Source organism: uncultured Roseivirga sp. (assembly GCF_963973945.1).
Taxonomy (GTDB): Bacteria; Bacteroidota; Bacteroidia; order Cytophagales; family Cyclobacteriaceae; genus Roseivirga.
The window spans coordinates 756,683-778,362 of record NZ_CAXBBV010000001.1; the positions used below are offsets into that span (position 1 = coordinate 756,683).

The 21,680-nt window shown below is 40.5% G+C and carries 15 protein-coding genes; 11 read left to right on the top strand and 4 right to left on the bottom strand.

What is annotated here, in order from left to right; genetic code table 11:
- The first annotated feature begins 171 nt into the window (after positions 1-171).
- Together AAC026_RS03305 and AAC026_RS03310 are read left to right on the top strand one after the other, a co-directional pair.
- Entirely contained in the window at positions 172-894 is a 723-nt protein-coding gene (locus tag AAC026_RS03305) for a hypothetical protein (RefSeq protein ID WP_339695022.1), read from the top strand.
- The gene (locus AAC026_RS03310; protein ID WP_339695023.1) at positions 854-1,339 is read left to right on the top strand and encodes a hypothetical protein; all 486 of its coding nucleotides are present in this window, start codon (positions 854-856) and stop codon (positions 1,337-1,339) included. The genes AAC026_RS03305 and AAC026_RS03310 overlap by 41 nt, the downstream gene beginning before the upstream one ends.
- 180 nt (positions 1,340-1,519) lie before the next feature.
- On the opposite strand, the gene AAC026_RS03315 is transcribed toward AAC026_RS03310, so the two are convergent.
- The gene (locus AAC026_RS03315; RefSeq protein ID WP_339695025.1) at positions 1,520-3,166 is read right to left on the bottom strand and encodes a glycerol-3-phosphate dehydrogenase/oxidase; all 1,647 of its coding nucleotides are present in this window, start codon (positions 3,164-3,166) and stop codon (positions 1,520-1,522) included.
- A gap of 4 nt (positions 3,167-3,170) precedes the next feature.
- Positions 3,171-4,661, bottom strand: coding sequence for a glycerol kinase GlpK (gene glpK, locus AAC026_RS03320; protein ID WP_339695027.1), 1,491 nt, complete (start codon positions 4,659-4,661; stop codon positions 3,171-3,173).
- Between the two features lie 191 nt (positions 4,662-4,852).
- On the opposite strand from glpK, the gene AAC026_RS03325 reads away from it, so the two are divergent.
- From AAC026_RS03325 to AAC026_RS03345, 5 genes are all read left to right on the top strand, one after another.
- Positions 4,853-6,169 carry a deoxyguanosinetriphosphate triphosphohydrolase gene (locus tag AAC026_RS03325; protein WP_339695029.1) on the top strand — a complete coding sequence of 439 codons (1,317 nt, stop codon included), beginning with the start codon at positions 4,853-4,855 and terminating at the stop codon, positions 6,167-6,169.
- A gap of 89 nt (positions 6,170-6,258) precedes the next feature.
- Complete coding sequence (locus AAC026_RS03330; protein ID WP_339608273.1) at positions 6,259-8,700, top strand: efflux RND transporter permease subunit; 2,442 nt, start codon at positions 6,259-6,261, stop codon at positions 8,698-8,700.
- A gap of 37 nt (positions 8,701-8,737) precedes the next feature.
- Positions 8,738-12,043, top strand: coding sequence for an isoleucine--tRNA ligase (gene ileS / locus AAC026_RS03335; protein ID WP_339695031.1), 3,306 nt, complete (start codon positions 8,738-8,740; stop codon positions 12,041-12,043).
- Entirely contained in the window at positions 12,043-12,663 is a 621-nt protein-coding gene (locus tag AAC026_RS03340; protein ID WP_339695033.1) for a lipoprotein signal peptidase, read from the top strand. Before ileS ends, AAC026_RS03340 begins: the two co-directional genes overlap by 1 nt.
- Positions 12,664-12,797: 134 nt before the next feature.
- A complete protein-coding gene (locus AAC026_RS03345; protein ID WP_339695035.1) occupies positions 12,798-15,650 on the top strand; it encodes an insulinase family protein in 2,853 nt (950 codons plus the stop codon).
- A 61-nt stretch (positions 15,651-15,711) separates the two neighbouring features.
- On the opposite strand, the gene AAC026_RS03350 is transcribed toward AAC026_RS03345, so the two are convergent.
- Positions 15,712-16,026: a DUF721 domain-containing protein gene (locus AAC026_RS03350; protein WP_339607858.1), complete on the bottom strand. Its 315-nt coding sequence runs from the start codon at positions 16,024-16,026 to the stop codon at positions 15,712-15,714.
- 113 nt (positions 16,027-16,139) lie between these two features.
- Positions 16,140-17,279 carry a radical SAM family heme chaperone HemW gene (gene hemW, locus AAC026_RS03355; protein ID WP_339695037.1) on the bottom strand — a complete coding sequence of 380 codons (1,140 nt, stop codon included), beginning with the start codon at positions 17,277-17,279 and terminating at the stop codon, positions 16,140-16,142.
- 32 nt (positions 17,280-17,311) lie between these two features.
- On the opposite strand from hemW, the gene AAC026_RS03360 reads away from it, so the two are divergent.
- The 4 genes from AAC026_RS03360 (at position 17,312) to AAC026_RS03375 (ending at position 21,632) form a co-directional block, all read left to right on the top strand.
- On the top strand, positions 17,312-19,063 hold the full coding sequence (locus AAC026_RS03360; protein WP_339695039.1) for a hypothetical protein: 1,752 nt from the start codon (positions 17,312-17,314) through the stop codon (positions 19,061-19,063).
- A gap of 6 nt (positions 19,064-19,069) precedes the next feature.
- A complete protein-coding gene (locus AAC026_RS03365; protein WP_339695040.1) occupies positions 19,070-19,777 on the top strand; it encodes a DUF4271 domain-containing protein in 708 nt (235 codons plus the stop codon).
- 19 nt (positions 19,778-19,796) lie between these two features.
- Complete coding sequence (locus AAC026_RS03370) at positions 19,797-20,576, top strand: uroporphyrinogen-III synthase (RefSeq protein WP_339607862.1); 780 nt, start codon at positions 19,797-19,799, stop codon at positions 20,574-20,576.
- 90 nt (positions 20,577-20,666) lie between these two features.
- Positions 20,667-21,632 carry a type IX secretion system membrane protein PorP/SprF gene (locus AAC026_RS03375; RefSeq protein WP_339607863.1) on the top strand — a complete coding sequence of 322 codons (966 nt, stop codon included), beginning with the start codon at positions 20,667-20,669 and terminating at the stop codon, positions 21,630-21,632.
- Positions 21,633-21,680 lie beyond the last annotated feature (48 nt).

A 21,680-nucleotide genomic window follows, 5' to 3' on the forward strand; every position in this document is an offset into this window, starting at 1 on the left:
CTAGTATTTTTAGTTTTACTAAAAATACTAGATTAAAACCAAATATTATAGCTAATAGATTGAGTATTTCTTTTGAAGTGCTATTGTTTTGTGCAGCGTCACGGCTGTGGGGTTTTTGTTTTCTGGGCTATTAATTTATATTTTAGAACATAAAATTATACTTAAGATATAATGAAACTCCGATCTCAGGCATTCTCAATTTTTAGTTTCCTTCTTCTCACATGCTGCCTTATAACAATGGTGGCCTGCAATGGCAATGAAGAAAACTCAGAAAGTAAAATTGCGAGCTTTAAAGCTGAAATTGTTGACTCTTTGGTGATTGATAGACTTTCGGTCTTGGAGTTATTTGATTACCAAAGTAGTACGGGAGAGCTTCTATTTTTCGATACCCAAACAGGGGAACATCTAATTATAAACGAAGAAGCTGAAGTTCTTTCTTCTTTTAACCCACTAGTGGAAGGGCCAAGTTATATGGGTAATAGCTATGGCTGGAGTTTCTACGGTAAAGACGAACTGGCTGCTTATGGTCACGCTTACTTTTATCGTTATTCTAAATCGGGCGAAATACTTGGTCGATATGAACCCCCAATAGAAGTGGGCGGGGGTATTATTTTAGATTTTAAGCCGCAGCGCATAAAAGCCTTTGAAACAGAAAGAGGAACAGAAGTGTTGGCCATGATTTTAGACCTCTCGAATAGAAACCGTAAGACTCAGCAATTCCAAGATTCGATCGATGATGTTTTTCGAATGAATTTTGAGACAGGTGAAAACACTACGGTAATGCACAAGCAACCTGACAATATTTACCGCACTGCTGGTGAGTACATGGTGGGGTTATCCGACTTTCACACTATTGTCAGGAAGTACTTTTGCTTTTACCCATCAAAGCGATAATCACCTCTATATTTTTGACGCAGAGAAAAATGAATACCTCAATAAAATTGCGATTCCTACCGAGTTTTTGCCTGAGTATAAAGCGGTAGAATTTGGAAGTAAAGACGACCCTGAGCTGTTGAAGATAAACTCACACGTCTTTTCTGTAGGGAATAAAATTCTGCTCCTCAGTTTGGGGAAAATTCCTAACGCTGTAATGAAAGAATTGCAACAGCTTCCTAGATGGTGGTACTCGCCTGAATTTGAGGCAGCCACGAGAAAATACATGACCACTGATTTTCTGTTGTTCGATCAAAAGCAGTTTTTAGGAAAAGTAGACTGGGATATTAACCTTAATGAGCCCATGCCCAAAGGTACCGAAAATGATTTCCTATGGCTGAAACGAACTTATAAAGATGAGCGCGACTACCAGACTTTTTTGAAGGTGAAGATTGTTAAAGAATGATTTTCTAACTTGAGCTCTGTTAATACAATATACCTAAAGAAATCAATTGAGGTTCTTCTGATTGCTAAAACTCTCCAAAAGTTCTCAATATATAGTTCAAATAAATCTATCGGCTCCTGTTAGTCTATAGGCATCAACTTTTGGAGAGGTCTTTAAAATTTACAGTCAAGCTCAGATTTCCTACCCAAAGACGGAAACCTCTTCAATGGCTTTTTCCATGGCTTCTTTTTCTGAAAGCACTTTTTCAGCAGACCAGCCAAAGTGATTTTGAAAATCTTTAAGGATAACTTCAAGCGTAGGTTTGATGCTGTGAATATCGAAATACAAACGGCCCGTTCTGCGGATATAGAAATCTTGAATTGAAAAGACCATTTCATTTTCTAGGCAATACCTCAATTCTGAACGAATCAATTTAAGATGGAGTGCTTTGTTGTCAAAGGCATTCATGCCTTCAATAATTTCGTCTGTTACTTTTCCGTAATTGCTCACCAAATAACCAGCATAGTACTTTTCGAGGCCAATGACCTCTAATTGCTCACGAATGGTTTTTCTATATTTCTTTACCGCTTTGGCATTTTTAAAAGCACCATTATCTAAATCAATATGGATGGTTTTGGTTTCCACAATGGGCAGATCTTCCTCATCGTTCAGTCGATCATACAAGCGATCGACCACTTTTTCAGCCATTTTGCGATAGCCCGTAAGTTTTCCGCCAGCAATAGAAATCAGTCCAGTTTCCGATTCGAAGATTTCATCTTTACGCGAAATTTCTGAGGCAGACTTTCCGTCTTCATGTATAAGTGGCCTTACTCCAGCCCAGCTCGATTCTACATCTTTGACCTTCAGGTTCAGCTTTGGAAATGCATGATTTGTGCCTTTAATAAGGTATTCCACATCGGCTTTGGTCGTCAAAATTTTATCCTTGTCGCCAGAGTAATCGGTGTCGGTAGTGCCTATATAAGTGATTTTCCCTCGGGGAATGGCAAACACCATTCGCTTGTCGGGGAAATCGAAATAAATGGCCTGCTTGAGCGGAAATTTACTGTGGGGCAACACAATGTGTACGCCTTTGGTGAGGTGGAGGTGCTTGCTGGTCAAAGAATGGTTTTTCGTTCTCAGCTCATCTACCCAAGGGCCAGCCGCACTAATGGTGGATGTGGCCTTGATCTCCATTTTTTCACCTGAGATAAAGTCCGTAGCGAAAACTCCGGCTACTTTTCCTTCCCTATAAATGAATTCATCGGCCTGCACATAATTAAGGCAATGCGCTCCAAATCTGGAGGCGGTTTTAATAATTTCAATCGTTAGACGGGCATCGTCTGTTCGGTATTCCGCATAAATGCCACCGCCTTCCACATTTTCTTCGCTTAAAAGCGGTTCCTTCTCCAAAGTCTCTTCAATATCCAACATTTTGCGTTGATCCACTTTTTCTACGCCTGCCAAAACATCGTAGACCATCAAACCTATACTGGTCATGAGCTTTCCGAAAGTGCCATCCTTAATAAGGGGGAGCAACATTTTTTCTGAAGTCACCAAGTTGGGAATGAGCTTGTGCAAAGTGGCGCGCTCTCTGCCTACTTCACGCACGAGCGCAATTTCAAATTGCTTGAGGTAGCGCAAGCCACCATGAATCAGCTTGGTGGATTTACTGCTGGTGCCGGAGGCGAAATCGTTCTTTTCAACCAACACGGTTTTAAGTCCTCTTGAAGCTGCATCGAGCGCAATGCCTGCCCCGGTAATGCCTCCACCAATGATTAAAAGATCATAGTGCTGCGTTTTTGCAGTATCGGTTAATGCTTTTCGGTTGGTGGAAGAGAGGAAGTTCATAATACTAATTTTCTACCCAGTCCATAGATCTCTTCACCGCCTTTTGCCAAGTGGCGTAGAGTTTTTCCCTGAGCTTGGCGTCCATTTCTGGCTCAAACTCATGCTCGATAATTCTGTTTTTGATGATGTCTTCTTGCTTCCAAAAACCCACTGAAATTCCAGCCAAGTAAGCCGCACCTTGGGCGGTGGATTCAATAACTTCTGGTCGTTCCACCCCTACGCCAAGAATATCGGCTTGAAACTGCATGAGGTAATTATTGGCCGCAGCACCACCATCTACTTTCAATTCCTTCAACTTTAGCCCCGCGTCTTTTTGCATGGCTTGTAAAATATCACGGGTTTGAAAAGCCAGAGAGTCTAGCGTGGCCTTGATAATGTGTTCTTTTCCCGTATCACGAGAGAGTCCGAAAATGGCGCCTCGAGCATACATATCCCAATAGGGAGCGCCCAAGCCCGCAAAGGCTGGTACGACTACGACTTCATGACTGTCTTTGAGCTTTTCCGCAATCGCTTCGGAGTCGCTAGAATTCTCAATGATTTCGAGTGCATCGCGTAGCCATTGCACAGCTGCACCTGCTACAAAAACACTTCCTTCCAAAGCGTAGTATACTTTATCGTCAATGCCCCAAGCAATGGTGCTGAGCAAGCCATTGTATGAATGTTGAAGGTCTTCGCCCGTATTCATTAGCATAAAACAGCCGGTGCCGTAAGTGTTTTTCGCCATGCCGGGTTCAAAGCAAGCTTGGCCAAAAAGGGCGGCTTGTTGGTCTCCAGCAATGCCTGCGATAGGAATTTCTACACCGTCAAGTTCATAAGTACCGAAATTTCCGCAGCTTGGGCGGGCTTCAGGAAGCATGGATTTTGGTACGTCTAGCGCCTTTAAAAGCTTGTTGTCCCACTTCACGGTTTTGATATTGAAAAGCAAAGTGCGGGAAGCATTGCTGTAATCGGTGGCGTGTATTTTTCTATTGGTCAGGTTCCAAACCAACCAACTGTCAATGGTTCCGAAGAGTAAATTACCAGCTTCGGCACTTGCTTTTGCACCTTCTACATTGTCTAAAATCCATTTTATTTTGGTGCCAGAAAAATAAGAGTCGATCACTAAGCCCGTGTTTTCTCTAAGGTAGGCTTCAATACCAGTGTGCTTTAGGTCTTCGCAAATGCTGGCCGTCCGTTTGTCTTGCCAAACAATGGCGTTGTAAATAGGCTTGCCCGTGTTTTTGTTCCAAACCACTGTGGTTTCTCGTTGGTTGGTAATGCCTATGGCCGCTACTTCTTCGCCTTTGATTTTGTTCTTTTTAATAAGTTTGGAAAGGGTTTCCATTTGGCTGGAAAGGATTTCCATAGCATCATGTTCCACCCATCCTGGTTTAGGGAAAATCTGGGAAAACTCTTGCTGTGCAATGTCAATGATTTGTCCTTTTTGATCGAAGAGCACCGAACGAGAACTCGTGGTGCCTTGGTCTAATGCGATGATGTATTTCTTTTCTCCCATAGTTTTAGAGGTAACAGAAAAAATTGGTTTGGCCTTCTTATAATATTAGCGACAATTGAGCGGAAAGCCTAGAGGCCTAATTCAATTCTATATGTTTCTCATTCGGTATTTATTGGTGCTTCTCTACCTATATTTGATTCAAGTCTATTTTTACCTTTCCTGTTAAAGGCTCAATACTTAGCTTTACCGCGATGAATTGGTTACAACTTCTTTCTTTAGATACTCCTGATGTTCAGCAAAACCAGACGAGAACGGTTTTCGATCGTGATTTTGATCGGATTATCTTTTCTCATCCGTTTAGGAAATTGCAGGACAAAACGCAGGTACACCCCTTGCCAGAGCAGGATTTTGTACACACCCGACTGACGCACAGCTTGGAAGTGTCTAGCGTGGGCCGATCTTTAGGAAGGTTGGTGGGCAGTAAACTGATAGAGAAGTATGATTTTCTTCAGAATAAAATAAGTGCACATGATTTTGGTGCCATAGTTGCGGCCGCTTCTTTGGCGCACGATATTGGGAACCCTCCTTTTGGGCACTCAGGAGAATCATCTATTTCGGATTATTTTAAAAATGCCGAGACTGAACTTAAACCGGAAGTAACCGAAGCCGAATGGGCCGACTTGATCAATTTTGAAGGAAATGCACAAGGGTTTAGACTACTGAACCGACCGGGTTATCAGGGCTTGAAGTTATCTTCAGCCACCTTAGCTGCTTTTACAAAATACCCTCGTCCTTCGCTGGTTGAAAAGCAAGACAAGGCCAGAAGAAGCCAGAAGAAATTTGGCTTTTACGATACAGAAAGAACGATTTTTCAGGAGTTGGGAAAAGAACTTGGTCTTGAGGTTTTAGGAACTGATCAGTACTGTCGCCATCCGCTGGCCTTTTTGGTAGAGGCTGCCGATGACATTTGCTACCATATTATAGATTTAGAAGACGGCTGTAATTTAGGCTTGGTCACTTATGAGCAAACGGTCGAATTGCTTGCCAATGTGATTGGCGATAAGTTTCAGCCCGAAAAATTAGAGGCCATTCATAGCCTAAAAGAGCGAATTGGAGTGCTTCGTGCTTTGGCCATTAATCAGCTAATTGGAGAGTGCGTAGATTTATTTATGAAGCATGAAGAGAGACTACTGACTTCGGAATTCGATATTTCTTTGGCCGATGAAATTCCTTCGAAAGCGGCTATGGCCGAAATTATTAACGTTTCTATAGAAAAAATTTACCGTAGTCGCGATGTGGTAGAAACCGAGGCTGCGGGTTATCGTGTATTAAATGGTTTGTTGGAAACCCTTGTGCCTGCTACTTTGGCTGGTTTTAAAAATAACCTTTCCGCAAAAGATAAAACCTATTTTAGGTTATTACCCACCGAAACTCAAACGGAAGTGAAGCAAGCGAATTCTGCTTACATTGCCTTAAGGTCTGTGCTCGATTACGTTGCTGGAATGACCGATTCTGACGCTTTGAATTTGTACCGAAAAATTATGGGTATTTCCCTACCGGGCCGATAGCCGAATTAACCTTTCTGTTTATAGGATAAAATGGTGAGAATCAATTTACTGAGAAGGGATTTCTATTACCTTTGTGATCTTTGAAAAAAATGTGGTCTAAACTTCCTCATATCGTACTGAAATACAGGCTCGCCCTGATGATTCTCTTGCTCCTTTTTACGGTGTTCATGGGCTATATGGCGCGCGATGTAAAAATGGCATTTAACTTCAATACGGCCGTTCCAGAAACAGACGAGAACTATAAGTACTTCCAAGACTTTAAAAAGAACTTTGGTGAGGATGGAAATATTCTAGTACTCGGTATGAAAGATAGCAGTCTTTACGAGCTCGAAAATTTCAATAAGTATGAGGCACTGAACAAAAAGTTACAAAAAGTGGAAGGAATCACCAATGTGATTTCGTTGGCCACGCTTCAGAATATTACTAAAAATCAAGACAACCGCAGTTTTGAGCTTTCCCCTTTAGTTGGCAAAAGCCCTACCTCTCAGGCCGAATTGGATTCGTTGATGGCTGTGGCTTTGAACCTAAAATTTTACAGTGGTCAGTTGATGAATGTTAAGAATGGAGCTACGCTGATCCTGATTACGATGGATCGTGAGGTGCTCAATTCTAAACTTAGGAATGATGTAGTTGGCGAAATCCAAGGTATTGGTAAGGCGTTTTCGGCAGATACGGGCATCGAGCTTCATTATTCAGGAATGCCGTTTGTGAGAACGGTAATGCAAGAAATGACGGCCAAGGAACTCAAGTTGTTCATTGTGCTTTCCATTGCCATTACTGCCCTTATTCTCTTTCTCTTCTTTAGGTCGTGGACAGCAGTGGTTTTTCCACTGATTGTAATTGGCGTAGTGGTGACTTGGGTAATGGGAACCCTCGGAATACTTCAATACAATATCAATGTGCTTACGGGTTTAATACCGTCAATCATCATTGTAATCGGTATTCCCAATTCGATTTATTTACTGAATAAATATCATCAGGACTTTGCCAAACATGGCAATAAAATGAAGGCACTTAGCCTGATGATCAGAAAAATAGGCTTAGTAACCTTTATCACAAACTTTACAACGGCTATCGGTTTCTTGGTTTTGGTAACTACAGACATCACCCTCTTAAAGGAGTTTGGTTTGGTTGCTGGAATCAACATTTTGGCCACTTTTGTGGTAAGTATGGTACTCATTCCGGGTATCTTCTCTTACTTGCCTGCCCCTAAACCAGCCCAGCTTAAACACCTAGAGTTCAAGATAACTGGGCGCATGCTCACATTGCTCGATTTGTTGGTACACAGACACCGCTATCGTGTTTTCGCAATTACCATTGTTGTTTTAGGAGTGTCGCTTTATGGAGTTTCCAAACTCTATTCTGTGGCCTATATGGTAGACGATATTCCCGAAGAGTCAAAATTGAAGCAAGACCTTTACTTTTTCGAAAACAACTTTAGCGGGGTAATGCCGCTTGAAATTATTATTGACTTCGGAAAACCAAGGTCATCACTGAATGCCAGAAACTTAAGAAAAGTGGAAAGGCTTGAAATCGGTCTCGATTCAATCGACTTTGTTTCTCAGCCCATTTCCATTGTCAGTTTTGCAAAGGCCATTCGTCAAGCCTATTATAACGGTGATTCTAACCGATATAGCCTTCCGAGCCCAAGCGATAGAAATGCAATTCTGAACTATTTGAGTAATCAAAAAGATGAAGATGGCTTACTGAATAGCTTTGTAGATACAACAGGACAAGTGTTAAGGGTTTCTCTTAAAATCTGGGATTTAGGCTCTGTTAAAATGGATTCGCTCATCACCCAAGTAGTTGAACCAAGAATTGATGAAGTGTTTGGTGATGATGAAGATGTTCATACCAGCGTAACCGGGTCGACCTTGTTATTTGTGAAAGGCAATAAGTTTTTGATCGAAAACCTACAAATGTCGCTATTGCTGGCTTTTGGTATTATAGCCATCATCATGGCAATCCTATTTGCTAACCTCAGAATGATTATCATTTCTATGGTGCCGAACTTAATTCCATTAATACTCACCGCAGGCATCATGGGTTATTTTGGAATTCCGTTGAAACCGAGTACGGCCTTGATTTTCAGTATAGCTTTTGGTATTTCTGTAGATGACTCTATTCACTTCTTGGCCAAATACCGCCAAGAGCTGTTTGCCAATAAGTTCTTTGTGCCAATCGCCATAAGTAAAAGTATAAAAGAAACAGGGTCAAGTATGCTCTATACTTCCATCGTGCTGTTTTTCGGCTTTGTAATCTTCGTGTTTTCCGATTTTGGTGGAACCGTAGCTTTGGGTTTGCTTACATCGCTTACATTGCTTTTCGCCATGATGACCAACCTTACTGTATTACCAGCATTGCTTATGGTGTTTGACAGTGGAAAAAGAGATACTAATTTCCGCCCACTTATTGAGCATTATGAGTTTTATATTGAAGACGAAGACGAAGAAATTGATACTCAAAGCTTATTGATTAAGAGTAACGACCCGTTTGTTGGTTCAACAGACAAAGACAATAAAGATTCCTAAAAGCCAATTCGGCTTAGCCCATAAAACAAGGAGTAAAGTGAAAAAGTACAACGAATACAAAAACCCGAATTATGCTGAAATAGGTGAGCAAATGCTCCAGTTCTGGAAAGAGAACGGCATATTCGAAAAGTCAGTAGACACCAGAGAAGGGAGACCTTCTTTTACCTTTTACGAGGGACCTCCATCTGCAAACGGAACCCCAGGTATTCACCACGTAATGGCGCGAACGGTGAAGGATATTTTCTGCCGATACAAAACACAAAAAGGCTTTCAAGTAAAAAGAAAGGGCGGTTGGGATACCCACGGCCTTCCTGTTGAACTTCAGGTAGAAAAGGAATTAGGCATTACCAAAGAAGACATAGGCAAAAAGATTTCGGTTGAAGAATACAACCAGAAATGTCGTGAGGCGGTAATGAAGTTCAAAGATGAATGGGATGATCTTACCGAGAAAATGGGCTATTGGGTAGATTTAGAAAACCCATACATTACTTTCGAAACCAACTATATTGAAACGCTTTGGTCGCTTTTAAAACGACTTTACGATAAAGACCTTATCTATAAGGGCTACACCATTCAGCCGTATTCACCAGCAGCAGGTACAGGTCTGAGTTCACATGAACTGAACCAACCAGGTACTTACCAAGATGTGAAAGACACATCGATGACGGCCATGTTTAAGGTAGAAGGCACTGAAAACGATTTCTTCTTGGCTTGGACAACAACGCCATGGACATTGCCTGCCAACAACGGTTTGGCCGTTGGCGCTGGTATTGAATATGTAAAGGTGAAAACCTTCAACCAGTACACCTTTGAGCCAATCAATGTGATTTTGGCCAAAGATAGAGTAGCTTCATTCTTTAGCGATAAAGCAAAAGAAGTTAAGCTTGAAGATTATAAAGCTGGCGATAAAATTATTCCTTTTGAAGTAGTTGAAAGCTTCAAAGGCCGCGATATAGCAGGCAAAAGCTATGAGCAATTGATGCCTTACATTCCTTTAGAAAAACCAGCTTTTACCGTAGTGATTGGTGATTTTGTAACTACGGAAGACGGTACAGGTATCGTTCACATTTCAAAAACATTTGGTGCAGACGATTACCGTGTTTCGGTAATGAATAATATGCCAGGCATTTTTGTAAAGGACGAAGAAGGCAAAGATGTTCCGATTGTAGATAAGCAAGGAAAGTACGTGAAAGAGATCACGGACTTTGCTGGCATGTACGTAAAAAACGAATACTATTCTGATGCAGAGCGTCCTGAAAAATCGCTCGATGTTTTGATTTCGATCAAACTGAAAGAAGAAAACAGGGCTTTTAAGGTAGAAAAATACGAGCACTCTTATCCGCATTGCTGGAGAACCGATAAGCCGATTTTATACTATCCGCTAGATTCTTGGTTCATTAAAACCACGGCTTTTAAAGATGATTTAGTAGCCTTAAATAAAACAATCAACTGGAAACCCGCTTCAACAGGCGAAGGCCGCTTTGGCAACTGGTTAGAAAACTTGGTAGACTGGAACCTAAGCCGTTCGCGCTATTGGGGAACTCCATTGCCAATTTGGGTTTCAGAAGACAAAAAAGAACATATCTGTATTGGCTCATTGGCTGAATTGAAAGCTGAAGTAGAGAAATCAATTGCTGCTGGTTTTATGACCGAAAGCATTGGCGAAGACTTCGATTTACACCGCCCTTATGTAGACGATGTGTATTTGGTGAGTGAAACAGGTCAGAAAATGACCCGTGAAGCTGACTTGATAGATGTTTGGTTCGATTCAGGAGCCATGCCTTACGCGCAATGGCATTACCCGTTTGAGAACAAAGAAATTTTCGAATCGAATTTCCCAGCAGACTTTATTGCAGAGGGCGTAGACCAAACCCGTGGTTGGTTCTTTACGCTCCATGCCTTAGCTGTAATGCTAGAAGATAAAGTGGCTTTTAAGAATGTAATCGCCAACGGTTTGGTGCTCGATAAAAACGGCAATAAAATGTCGAAGCGACTGGGCAATGCGGTGAACCCATTTGAAACCATCAACAATTTTGGCCCAGATGCCACACGTTGGTACATGATTTCAAATGCCAACCCTTGGGACAACCTGAAATTCAATATTGAAGGCGTGGGCGAAGTACAGAGAAGGTTCTTCGGAACGCTTCAAAACACCTATGCTTTCTTTGCGCTTTATGCCAATTTAGATGGCTTTACTTTCGAGGATGCTGAAATTCCTTTGAATGAAAGACCCGAAAGCGACCGTTGGATCTTGTCTCGATTGAACAGTTTGATCAAAGAGGTAGACCAAGCCTATAATGATTATGAGCCAACCCGTGCTTCGCGAATGATCATGGATTTTGTAACCGATGAAGTGAGTAACTGGTATGTACGTTTGAACAGAAAACGTTTCTGGAAAGGCGACTACGATCAAGGCAAAAAAGCAGCTTACCAAACTTTGTACACTTGCTTGGTGAGTGTGGCGAAATTGGCGGCTCCTGTTGCTCCGTTCTACATGGATCGTTTATATCAGGATTTGAATGCCGTTTCTGGTAAAGAGAACTTCGAGTCGGTTCACCTTTCCGATTTCCCAGAGGCCAATGAGGCTTGCATTAATGCAGACTTAGAAGCCCAAATGATTTTGGCGCAAACCATCTCTTCGTTAACACACTCCATTCGTAAGAAGGAAAAAATCAAAGTGCGTCAGCCTTTGACCAAAGTGATGGTGCCTGTTTTGGATGAAAAAACCAAGCAATATATTGAGGCGGTTCAAGACTTGATCATGACCGAAGTCAATGTAAAAGCGGTAGAATATATAGATGATGCTTCGGGCATTTTAGTCAAGAAGGTAAAACCGAACTTCCGCACCTTGGGTAAAAAATTCGGTTCACAAATGAAGTTGGTGGCTGCGGCCATCGGCCAGTGGACGAAAACTGAAATTGCCGAAATCGAAAAGAACGGATCGATCAATATTTCGCTTGATGGCGAATCCGCTTCACTTTTGTTGGAAGACGTAGAAATCTCTAGCGAAGATATTCCGGGCTGGTCAGTAGCTTCTGAAGGCAAGGTAACCGTAGCGCTAGACATCTCAATTACCGATGAGCTTCGTGCCGAAGGAATTGCCCGTGATTTCGTGAACCGAATTCAGAATTTGCGAAAAGACATGGGACTGGATGTTCAGGATAAAATCAACATTCAAGTAGCCAAGAATGAAGCTTTGATTAACGAAGCTTTGACGGCCAATGCAGCTTATGTTTGTGAAGAAACCCAAGCTTTGAATTTAGATGTTGTGGAGTCAATTTCAGATGCGCAAAGTGTTGAAATTGACGAGTGGACCCTTGAAGTGAAAATAGCAGTGGGCTAATGGCTGCGCAGTTCAAGCACTATAAATATTTTCTCCTCACTTTGGCGGTAATCGCCATAGACCAGACGGTAAAACTTCTGGTGCATTTTAAAATGGTTTTTGGCCAAATTGGGGAGATTAAGGTTTTTGGTGATTGGTTCAAGCTACATTATATCTTAAATGAAGGCATGGCTTTCGGCCTTCAATTTGGTTCGGAATGGGGAAAGTTAGGGCTTACTATTTTCAGAATGATAGCCATGACTTTCATTGCTGTTTACCTCTACAAACTAGCCAAGAAGAACTATAACTCAGGATTACTCTGGAGCATGGCCCTTATTTTAGGTGGCGCCATGGGCAATGTAATAGATAGTATTTTTTACGGAGTTTATTTGAATAACGCACCGTACGATGCCGTAACGCCTTGGTTCCATGGCAAAGTGGTAGATATGTTTTACCTCGATGTTTGGGAAGGATACATTGCAGATTGGGTTCCGTTTTGGGGAGGTAAATACATAGCGCTTTGGCCTATTTTCAATGTGGCCGATGTTTGTATTTTTTTAGGGGTTGCCATACTCCTTATTTTTCATAGAAAATTTTTCAGCCGCCAAGCTAACATCCAAAATGAGGTAATTGCTGATTAGGCAGTGATTAACAGTGTTATAGTATCACCTAGCTTATTGCTTAACATTTTTTAATAGTTTAAAAATGTAGAATCATTTCTTATTTCAATCATAATTGATATATTTAACTAATTGAATAGTTTTAATTATCAGATATGACACAACGACTTCAAAAACTCAGTATCTGGGCAGTACTATTGCTCGTCCTTCCGCTATCATCATTTGCCTTTCAACAACTTGAAAAGGATCCGTCTGTTAAAATAGGCAAGTTAGAAAATGGCTTTACCTATTATTTAAGACAGAATGCCAAACCAGAGAATCGTATTGAATTTAGACTGGCTGTAAATGCAGGTTCAATTTTAGAAGATGACGACCAGCAAGGCTTGGCTCACTTTACAGAGCACATGCTTTTTAACGGTACAAAAAACTTTGAGAAAAACGAACTGATCAGCTTTCTTCAGAAAATGGGGCTTGAGTTTGGAGGCGACCTTAACGCCTACACAAGCTTTGATGAAACAGTTTACTTTTTACCCATTCCTACAGAGGACAAAGAGAATATTGATAAGGCCTTAACCGTTTTGAGCGATTGGGCACATAATGCCACTTTCGATAACGAGGAAATAGACAAAGAAAGAGGCGTGGTAATGGAAGAGTGGAGGCTTGGAAGAGGCGCTTCTCAAAGAATGAGAGAAGAAACTTGGCCAGTAGTATTGCAAGGTTCTAGATATGCCGAAAGACTGCCTATTGGTAAGGAAACTGTATTACAGAATTTTAAATACGATGCAGCCAAAAGGTATTACCGTGATTGGTACAGACCAGATTTAATGGCAATTGTAGCCGTGGGCGATTTTGATCCTGCCGAAATGGAGGCTAAAATCAAATCGTATTTTGGGTCGATAGAAAATCCTAAAAAGCCAAAGGAGAGAAAATACTATGATTTACCACCTTTCAAAGGAACCCGCATTGCAGTAGCTACGGATGATGAAGCCACTGGAAGTTCAATTGCAGTAGGCTTTATTACCCCAGGAACTCACAAGCCAGAAAATACACTAGAAGATTTCAGAAAGAGCATTCTGAACGGTCTGTATGGTCAGATGATCAACCAACGATTGCGAGAAAAATTACAATCAGAAAACCCGCCTTACTTATTCAGCTTTAGTGGCTATGGTGGCTCGCTAGGCAAGCATAAAAAGGAATATAGCATTGTAGTGAATGTAAAGGATGACATGTTCAAAGAGGGGCTTAAAGCTGCTATGGTAGAGAATGAAAGAGTGAGAAGGTACGGCTTTACCAATGGAGAACTTGAACGAGTGAAAGCACTATACCTTAATTCATACGATAGAAGAGCCAAAGAGTCAGACAAAGCACAATCGGGTAGTCTTGTAAATACTTATGTGCAGCATTTCTTGAATGGAGGAACACTGTTGAGCGAAAAACAAATGTTAGACCTCGTAAATCAGATACTCCCAACCATTAAAGTTGAAGAGATTAATGAGCTAGTAAAAGGATGGATTACGGAAGATAACCAAACCATTGTTATTACAGCCAAAACAGACCAAGAAGCTAATATTCCTTCAGAGAATGAGCTGAAAGCAATAATGAAGGATGTGCGAACTGACGAATCGATTGAGCCTTATGTAGAAGAAAAATTGGCAACTGCTTTAATGACCTCTGCACCAAAACCAGGCAAAATTACAAGTGAAAGCACTAATGAACCTACGGGCATTACCAAGCTCACGCTTTCAAATGGAGCTACAGTTTATCTAAAACCTACAGATTTCAAGAACGATGAAGTGCGGATGAGTGCTTATAGCGATGGCGGTGTTTCGCTCTATTCTGCCGATGAGTTTATAGATTTGACCAATGCCAGTCAGGTTATAGCTGAGCTGGGGCTTGGTGAGTTTAGCCAGGTTGATTTGGGTAAATTTATGACTGGGAAAACCGCATCCGTAGGCGCAAGTATTGGTCAATATGAAGAAAGCATGTCGGGCTTTTCGAGCTTAAAGGATTTGGAAACGTTTTTTCAAATGGTGCACTTAAAGTTTACCACCGTACGGTACGATGAACAAGCTTTCAAAAGCTGGGTCACTAGAATGAAGACACTTTATTCAAATTTTGGCTCTAGCCCAGATATAAAGTATCAGCTAGAATCTCAAAAAATTATGTTCGGAGATAACCCTTGGGTTGGAGGACTGCCTACTGCGGAAGAAATGGATCAAATTTCGCTGAAAAGAGTAACGGAGATTTACAAAGAGCGTTTTGCCGATGCCAGTGATTTTAGCTTTGTGTTTGTAGGGAATATAGACATGAAAACCTTTAAGCCTTTATTGGAGAAATACATCGCAAGTTTGCCGGCAACCCATAAAAAGGAATCAAGTAAAGATTTGAATTTAAGGCCTTTACCTGGAGTAATCACTCAAAATGTATATGCTGGAGTAGACGATAAAAGCGTAGTTACAATTACCCTGAGCGGAGATTACAATTACACTTTAGAGAATAATGGGCTGATGAACGCGGCAGCCAGTATTTTGACCAATAAAATGATAGAAACGCTAAGGGAAGAACTGGGCGGAGTTTATGGCGTTAGCGCTAGGGCTTCAATGAGTGAGAACCCAAAGGAGACGTTCACTTTTACAATTTCATTCCCTTGTAAACCCGATAATGCAGAGGCTTTAGCAGAAGCTGCCATGAAGGAGCTAGAGAAACTCAAAAATGGTGAGTTTACGGAGGAAGATTTGCAGAAAGTGATTACTGCCCGTATGCAGAACTTTGATGAGCAAATTAAAACAAACGCCTACTGGCAGGGTATGATAAAAAGCTATTCAAAATCTGGAGATGGCTTTGAAGAAATCTTGAAATCAAATGAACGCGCCAAGGCCATTACAAAAGACCAAGTGGTAAAGGCCGTAAATCAATATTTAACAGGTGAGAACATTATTAGAATCACCAAGCTTCCTGATGGCTATAAAGGTGATACCAACCTGAAACAGGAAATCAAAAAGAATTAAGGAAAGTTGAAGTTGAATAGAAGGGGCCGGCATATTGTCGGCCTTTTCGCTTTTTAGGCACTTAAAGCAGGATTACATCATTTACGATAGGGCTTCCAAATTCTTTGGCCAGCAAAACCAAAATCTTGTTTTTAGACATATTGAGCTCGTGCCTTAATGGCGCAGAAGTAAGGTGAACGTAAAGCTTTTTGTCCTTAATGTAAATCTTGCTGGTACGTTTGGCAATCGCCACGCCCATAACTTGCTCCCAAGAATTGATCAGGTTAGTTTCATGGAATTTCTGTTCAATATTGAATGACTTCAACATTTCTTTCACAGCATCTCCAATACTCTCTGGCTGTCCTTTTCTATTGTTGGGGTACGGTCTTTTATTCACTATTACTTCGTTCGAATTATAAAAGTAGGTATTTGGAAGGGTCGTTTTTAAGAAGCACTCAGATTTACTTATCAAGACGGTTATCCACAAACAGAATTAAGCGTACAATCCTGTCAATCTTCCTTGCTATAAACGAATAAATCAGAAGCTATTTTATCGGCCAAAAGCTTTCCGTTATTGGTGAGTGTAATGCAACCATCTTCTACCTGAATCATGCCTTTGTAGTCAATCCGCATGAGGTAATCTTCGTGCATTCTCAATAAATCTACCTTGTGCTTTTGTTTGAGCCATTCGGTATCACAACCCCATTTGGTTCTTAAGCTTGTGAGAATATACTCGTTGATTTGGTCTTCTTTTGAAAGAATAATTTTCTCGAAAGGAATTTCCCCTTCACTTATTCCTTTAATGTATTTGGCGTTGTGCGAAACATTGGCTTGCTTAAAATGACCGTTGAATGAATGTGCCGAAGGGCCTATGCCCAAGTATTTTTCCTGTTTCCAGTAATTACCGTTGTGCTGCGATTCGTAACCAGGCTGGGCAAAATTTGAAATTTCGTATTGCTCAAAGCCGTAGCGGTCCAAAGTTTCGGTCAGTATTTCAAATTGTTGCGCAGCGTACTCTTCTTCTACATCTTCCATTTTTCCTTTCGAAACCAGGTGGCCAAAAGCGGTTTTAGGTTCTATGGTAAGACAATAAGAAGAAATATGTTCAGGTCGCATGTGAATCACCTTCATTAAGTCCCTTTCCCAAATCTCATGGTTATGGTGAGGCAAGGCATAAATCAGGTCCACGCTTATGTTTTCAAAACCAGCTTTTCGGGCATTATAGAAACACATTTCTGCCTGTTGGGCTGTGTGTTGGCGGTTCATCCATTTTAAATGCGGCTCATGAAAGGACTGAATTCCCATGCTTAATCGGTTAATACCCGAAGCATAAAGTGATTTCAGCTGGTCTGCGTCTAGGTCGTCAGGGTTGGCTTCCAGTGTAATTTCAGGGTTGCTAGCCAGCCTAAAAGTATACTGAACCTGCTTCATGATTCTTTTCAGCTGATCCTCATTCATTAATGATGGAGTACCACCACCAAAATAGATTGTGTTTATGGCGTCTCCATTCAAATAATCAGCTTGCATTTCCAGTTCTTTACAAATGGCATTTACCATACTGTCCATTTGCCCAACAGATTGAGTAAAATGGAAATCGCAATAATGACAAGCCTTTTTGCAAAAGGGAATATGAATATATAATCCGGCCAAAGAATCGTTAATTTGAAGCTTAAATTCGCAGAATGCCCAAGATATACTTAAAGTATATTTATTGCTTATTCCTTTATGGTTTTTTATGCCTTTCCGTTGAGGCGCAGGAAAAGTATGTGTTAAAGATTGAAGCTGTTGCCGAAGAGGAATCGGTACTTAGAAAGTATAAATACCCTGCTGAACATACGGATTCTTTGAGTACCGAAAGAGCAATTAGGCAGCTGATCAATACCCTTCATTCCGATGGGTATTTGCTGGCCAGTACCCTTTCACGCTCCAGTGTAAGTAACGAACTCAGGGTCAAAATTTCGATAGGAGAAAAATTTACATGGTTAAGACTGACTTCTGGTAATGTAGAAAACTCACTTTTGAGAAGAAGTGGGTATAAGCAGGCCCAATTTGAAGAAAAGCCTTTTCGGTTCAATCAGGTGGCACGGATGGAGAAATCTATTTTGTCTTTTGCAGAAAGAAATGGTTATCCCTTTGCAAGCTTGAAATTGGACTCCCTTCGGATTGAAGTAAATCAGATTGGCGCTTCATTGAACTTAGACTTAGGGCCGCTGATTGTTTTTGATAGCTTAGATATTAAAAGCGATTTTGCCATTAAAGCCCGCTTTCTGGGAAATTACTTGGGCATTGTTCAAGGGAACCCTTATGACCAGAAAAAAATAGATTACGTCTCTCAACGATTAAGAAATTTGCCTTACCTAAGGGTGAGTGAAGCTTCCACTTTAACTTTTCAGAACTCTGAAGCCACCGTACACCTGAAAGTTGAGAAAAGGCCTGTAAATCAAATTGATGGTATCATTGGTTTTCTACCAAACTCAAATCGTTCGGATGGACTTTTGGTTACAGGTCAGGTAGATGTGGATTTACTAAACCCTTTTGGTTCAGGGAAACAGATTGGGTTACATTGGCAGCGACTGAGTGAAGAAACACAGAATTTGAACCTTCAATATGCTCACCCTAATGTACTGGGCAGTCCACTTAATTTTGATTTTGCCTTCGACTTTTTAAAGCAAGACACCTTATTTACGAAACGTATTTTCGACTTAGAAATAAGCTATAATCTTGGAGGAAACAGCTTTCTGAATGTCTTTTCAACAAGTGAAGGCACCGACTTAATTGGCACGCCAAAGGTTACAAACAATCAGCTCCCCTCTGTTATTGACTTCGATTTAACTTCTTATGGATTGGGCTTTGACTGGAACAATTTTGATGACCCATTTATAATTTCTAGAGGTGCAGGCTTGAGTATTAAAGCTTCAACAGGAAATAAGAAGATTAGCCGTAATGTTAGTTTGCCTGCAGAAGTCTATCAAGGAGTAGACCTAAAAACACTTCAATATACATTCGAATTGGGCTTTCAGAATTACTTTAGGTGGAAGAACAATTTTGTTTTAGTAAGCAAACTGAGCGGAGGCTTAAAAGCCAATGATCAACTTTTTCAGAATGACGCATTTCGTTTGGGCGGACTTAAATCGATTAGAGGCTTTAATGAGAATTTCTTTTTTGCGACAAAATATGGATTAGCTACGCTTGAGGGTAGGTTGTTATTTGATGAAAGTTCATATTTGCTACTGTTTACAGACCTAGCTCATTTAGAAGGAGAGTTTAAGGAATCTCCAACATCGGAATGGGCTTTAGGGCTAGGCACGGGATTAAGCTTTGCTACCTCATCAGGTATATTTAACTTTATTTATGCGCTGGGGAGTTCGCAAAGCACTGGCAGTTTTAATTTTAATCAATCTAAAATACACTTTGGTTACACTACCAGATTTTGAGAGAATATGATCTATTCGCAATTGGTTAGGGCAGAAGGCAGAGATGCATTTATTGTAATTGCAATTATTTTGCTTTGTACCTATGCCGTATCCAGAGCGGTTTTCCCCAAAGTGTTTTCAGGCATTATTGCTCCAAACAAACTTTTTGGTTTTAGGGTGAGAGAAGATTTGGGCAGCAACCTAAGACCTTTTAGTTCGGAACACCTATACTTTACTGCTTTAAGCTCCCTGTCACTTTCCTTTGTAATTTTATTTATAGCCAATGGCCTTTGGAAGGACAACGGCCTACCAGAAACACTCATTGTCGACCATTTTGGCTTTGCCATTCTGCAATGGTTAGGTCTTTTTGTGGTACTCAATGTACTGGTCTATGTTAAGTTTTTGTTGATTTTAGGTTTCGGATTGCTCTTTGATTTGCGTTCAACTATCTCTCGCCACTTTGTAGATATGGTCAACGCTTCGCTGGTGTTTTTTCTGATTGTGCTTCTATTTTTAGCTGTTATAAGCTTTTCTTCCATAGTGTTTCCTAAAAACCTGATTCAGTTTACATTGGCTGCATCGATTATCTTTTTCTATTATCGGGGGTTTTTAATCTATATGAGAATGCTCAATGATAGGCCTCATAGCAAGTTGTTTATATTTTCGTACATTTGCGCCACGGAACTGACGCCACTGACCATCGGGCTAGTTCTAATAATAAACAGCCAAATCTAGAAGAAGAAGTAGGGAACTTATGTCTAATAGTACACAAGAGGATAGGCTTAAACAAGTAAAAAGCATCCTAGTATCTCAGCCAAAACCATCTGATGATAAATCACCTTATTACGTTTTAGCGAATAAGTATAACATCAAGATTGATTTCAGGCCTTTCATTCAAGTAGATCCAATTAATGTTAAGGACTTTAGAAAGCAGAAGGTAGATATACTTAAACACACAGCCGTTATTTTCACAAGTAGAAATGCCGTTGATCACTTTTTTAGGCTTTGCAAAGAGCTTAAAGTTGAAGTGCCAGCAGACATGAAATACTTCTGTATTTCAGAGCAGACGGCTAACTACCTTCAAAAATATATTGTTGTTAGAAAAAGAAAGATTTTTACAGGCTCAAGAACAGCTCAAGATTTAATAGAGATTCTTAAAAAGCACAAAAACGAAAAATACGTTTTCCCTTGCTCCAACATTCGTAAGGAAGACATTCCTGTGTTTTTAGAAGAAAATAATTATCATTTCACAGAGGCAATCATTTACGAAACCGTAGCAAGCGACTTGTCGGATTTGGATGATGTACTGTATGATATTATTGCCTTTTATAGCCCTAGCGGTATTAATTCCCTGTTTGTAAACTTCCCTGAATTCAAACAGAACGATACGAGAATAGCTGTTTTTGGCCCAACAACTGCGCAAGCAGCAAGAGATGCTGGTTTGATCATTGACATTGAAGCTCCATTACCCAATGCTCCTTCTATGACGGGTGCTTTGGAGTTATATATAAAAAAGGCAAATAATCTGGATTGATTTAACCTTAGCTCTAAGGGGGGAATCCAGTTATCTTGTAATATATTCGAGCCGAATGAATAATTCGGCTAAATTTGTCGTTACGAGATTATGAAAAGAACTTTTCTGTTTTCATTGGCTCTTCTACTGGTTGCCATTTTTCAGGTAAGAGCTCAACAAGATGCTCAGTTTACCCAGTACATGTTCAATCAACTGTACTACAATCCAGCTTTTGCGGGGCCATCAAATGGAACAACATTAACGGCTATCCATCGATCACAATGGTTTGGGTATGACGGTACTGTAAATCAAGGAGGGGCTCCAAGCACACAATTAATAAGCTACAATTCAAATTTACCTCAAATTAAATCTGGGCTCGGAATATATTTGAGCAATGACAATTTAGGGCCTACCAACAATTTACAAGTGCAAGCAGCATTGTCTCGAAGCTTGAACTTACCCAATGGAGGAATACTAACTGTAGGATTAAACGTAGGTATGTTTTCAAGTTCTATAGATTATGATAAGATCGTGGTAGTGGACCCGTCTGATCCAATCTTTAATGCTTCAGGAAAAGAAGGGCAAATCCGACCTGATTTGGGTGTAGGGCTTGTATATAGAAAAGGAAATTTTTTTGGTGGTTTGAGTTCAAATCACTTACTTCAACCAAAATTTGACTTTGGAGAAAGTCAGGTTTCCAATCAATTAAATCGACATTACTATTTGACAGCGGGTTATGATTACTCATTTACCCCTCAAATAACTATCACACCAACTGTTTTACTAAAATCTGTAAGTTTGAATACTTACAATGTAGAAGTGAGCGTTATTGGCGAGTACAATAATAACCTCAGGGCTGGTTTGGCTTACAGACAATCAGAGTCGGCCTCCCTGATAGTTGGATACAAGATTTTGAGTGATCGTTCTTTAACATTGGCCTATGCCTTTGATTTTGTTGTTGGAAATCAAAGTAGTAAAAAGCCAACATCACAGGAGTTGATGTTAATTTATAATTTCAAGTCTTCCCCAAGAATAGGAGGACAAAGAATTATAAGAACTCCTAGATTTAGGTACTAAATGAACGTTTTGCCTAAGTTATGATTTCGATAATTTTCGGTCATGGAC

Bases quoted from the DNA above. Each gene is read 5' to 3' on its own strand.
- AAC026_RS03305 (WP_339695022.1), top strand. From the start codon at position 172: ATGAAACTCCGATCTCAGGCATTCTCAATTTTTAGTTTCCTTCTTCTC.
- AAC026_RS03315 (WP_339695025.1), bottom strand. From the start codon at position 3,166: ATGAACTTCCTCTCTTCCACCAACCGAAAAGCATTAACCGATACTGCA.
- glpK (WP_339695027.1), bottom strand. From the start codon at position 4,661: ATGGGAGAAAAGAAATACATCATCGCATTAGACCAAGGCACCACGAGT.
- AAC026_RS03325 (WP_339695029.1), top strand. From the start codon at position 4,853: ATGAATTGGTTACAACTTCTTTCTTTAGATACTCCTGATGTTCAGCAA.
- AAC026_RS03330 (WP_339608273.1), top strand. From the start codon at position 6,259: ATGTGGTCTAAACTTCCTCATATCGTACTGAAATACAGGCTCGCCCTG.
- AAC026_RS03340 (WP_339695033.1), top strand. From the start codon at position 12,043: ATGGCTGCGCAGTTCAAGCACTATAAATATTTTCTCCTCACTTTGGCG.
- AAC026_RS03345 (WP_339695035.1), top strand. From the start codon at position 12,798: ATGACACAACGACTTCAAAAACTCAGTATCTGGGCAGTACTATTGCTC.
- AAC026_RS03360 (WP_339695039.1), top strand. From the start codon at position 17,312: ATGCCCAAGATATACTTAAAGTATATTTATTGCTTATTCCTTTATGGT.
- AAC026_RS03365 (WP_339695040.1), top strand. From the start codon at position 19,070: ATGATCTATTCGCAATTGGTTAGGGCAGAAGGCAGAGATGCATTTATT.
- AAC026_RS03370 (WP_339607862.1), top strand. From the start codon at position 19,797: ATGTCTAATAGTACACAAGAGGATAGGCTTAAACAAGTAAAAAGCATC.
- AAC026_RS03375 (WP_339607863.1), top strand. From the start codon at position 20,667: ATGAAAAGAACTTTTCTGTTTTCATTGGCTCTTCTACTGGTTGCCATT.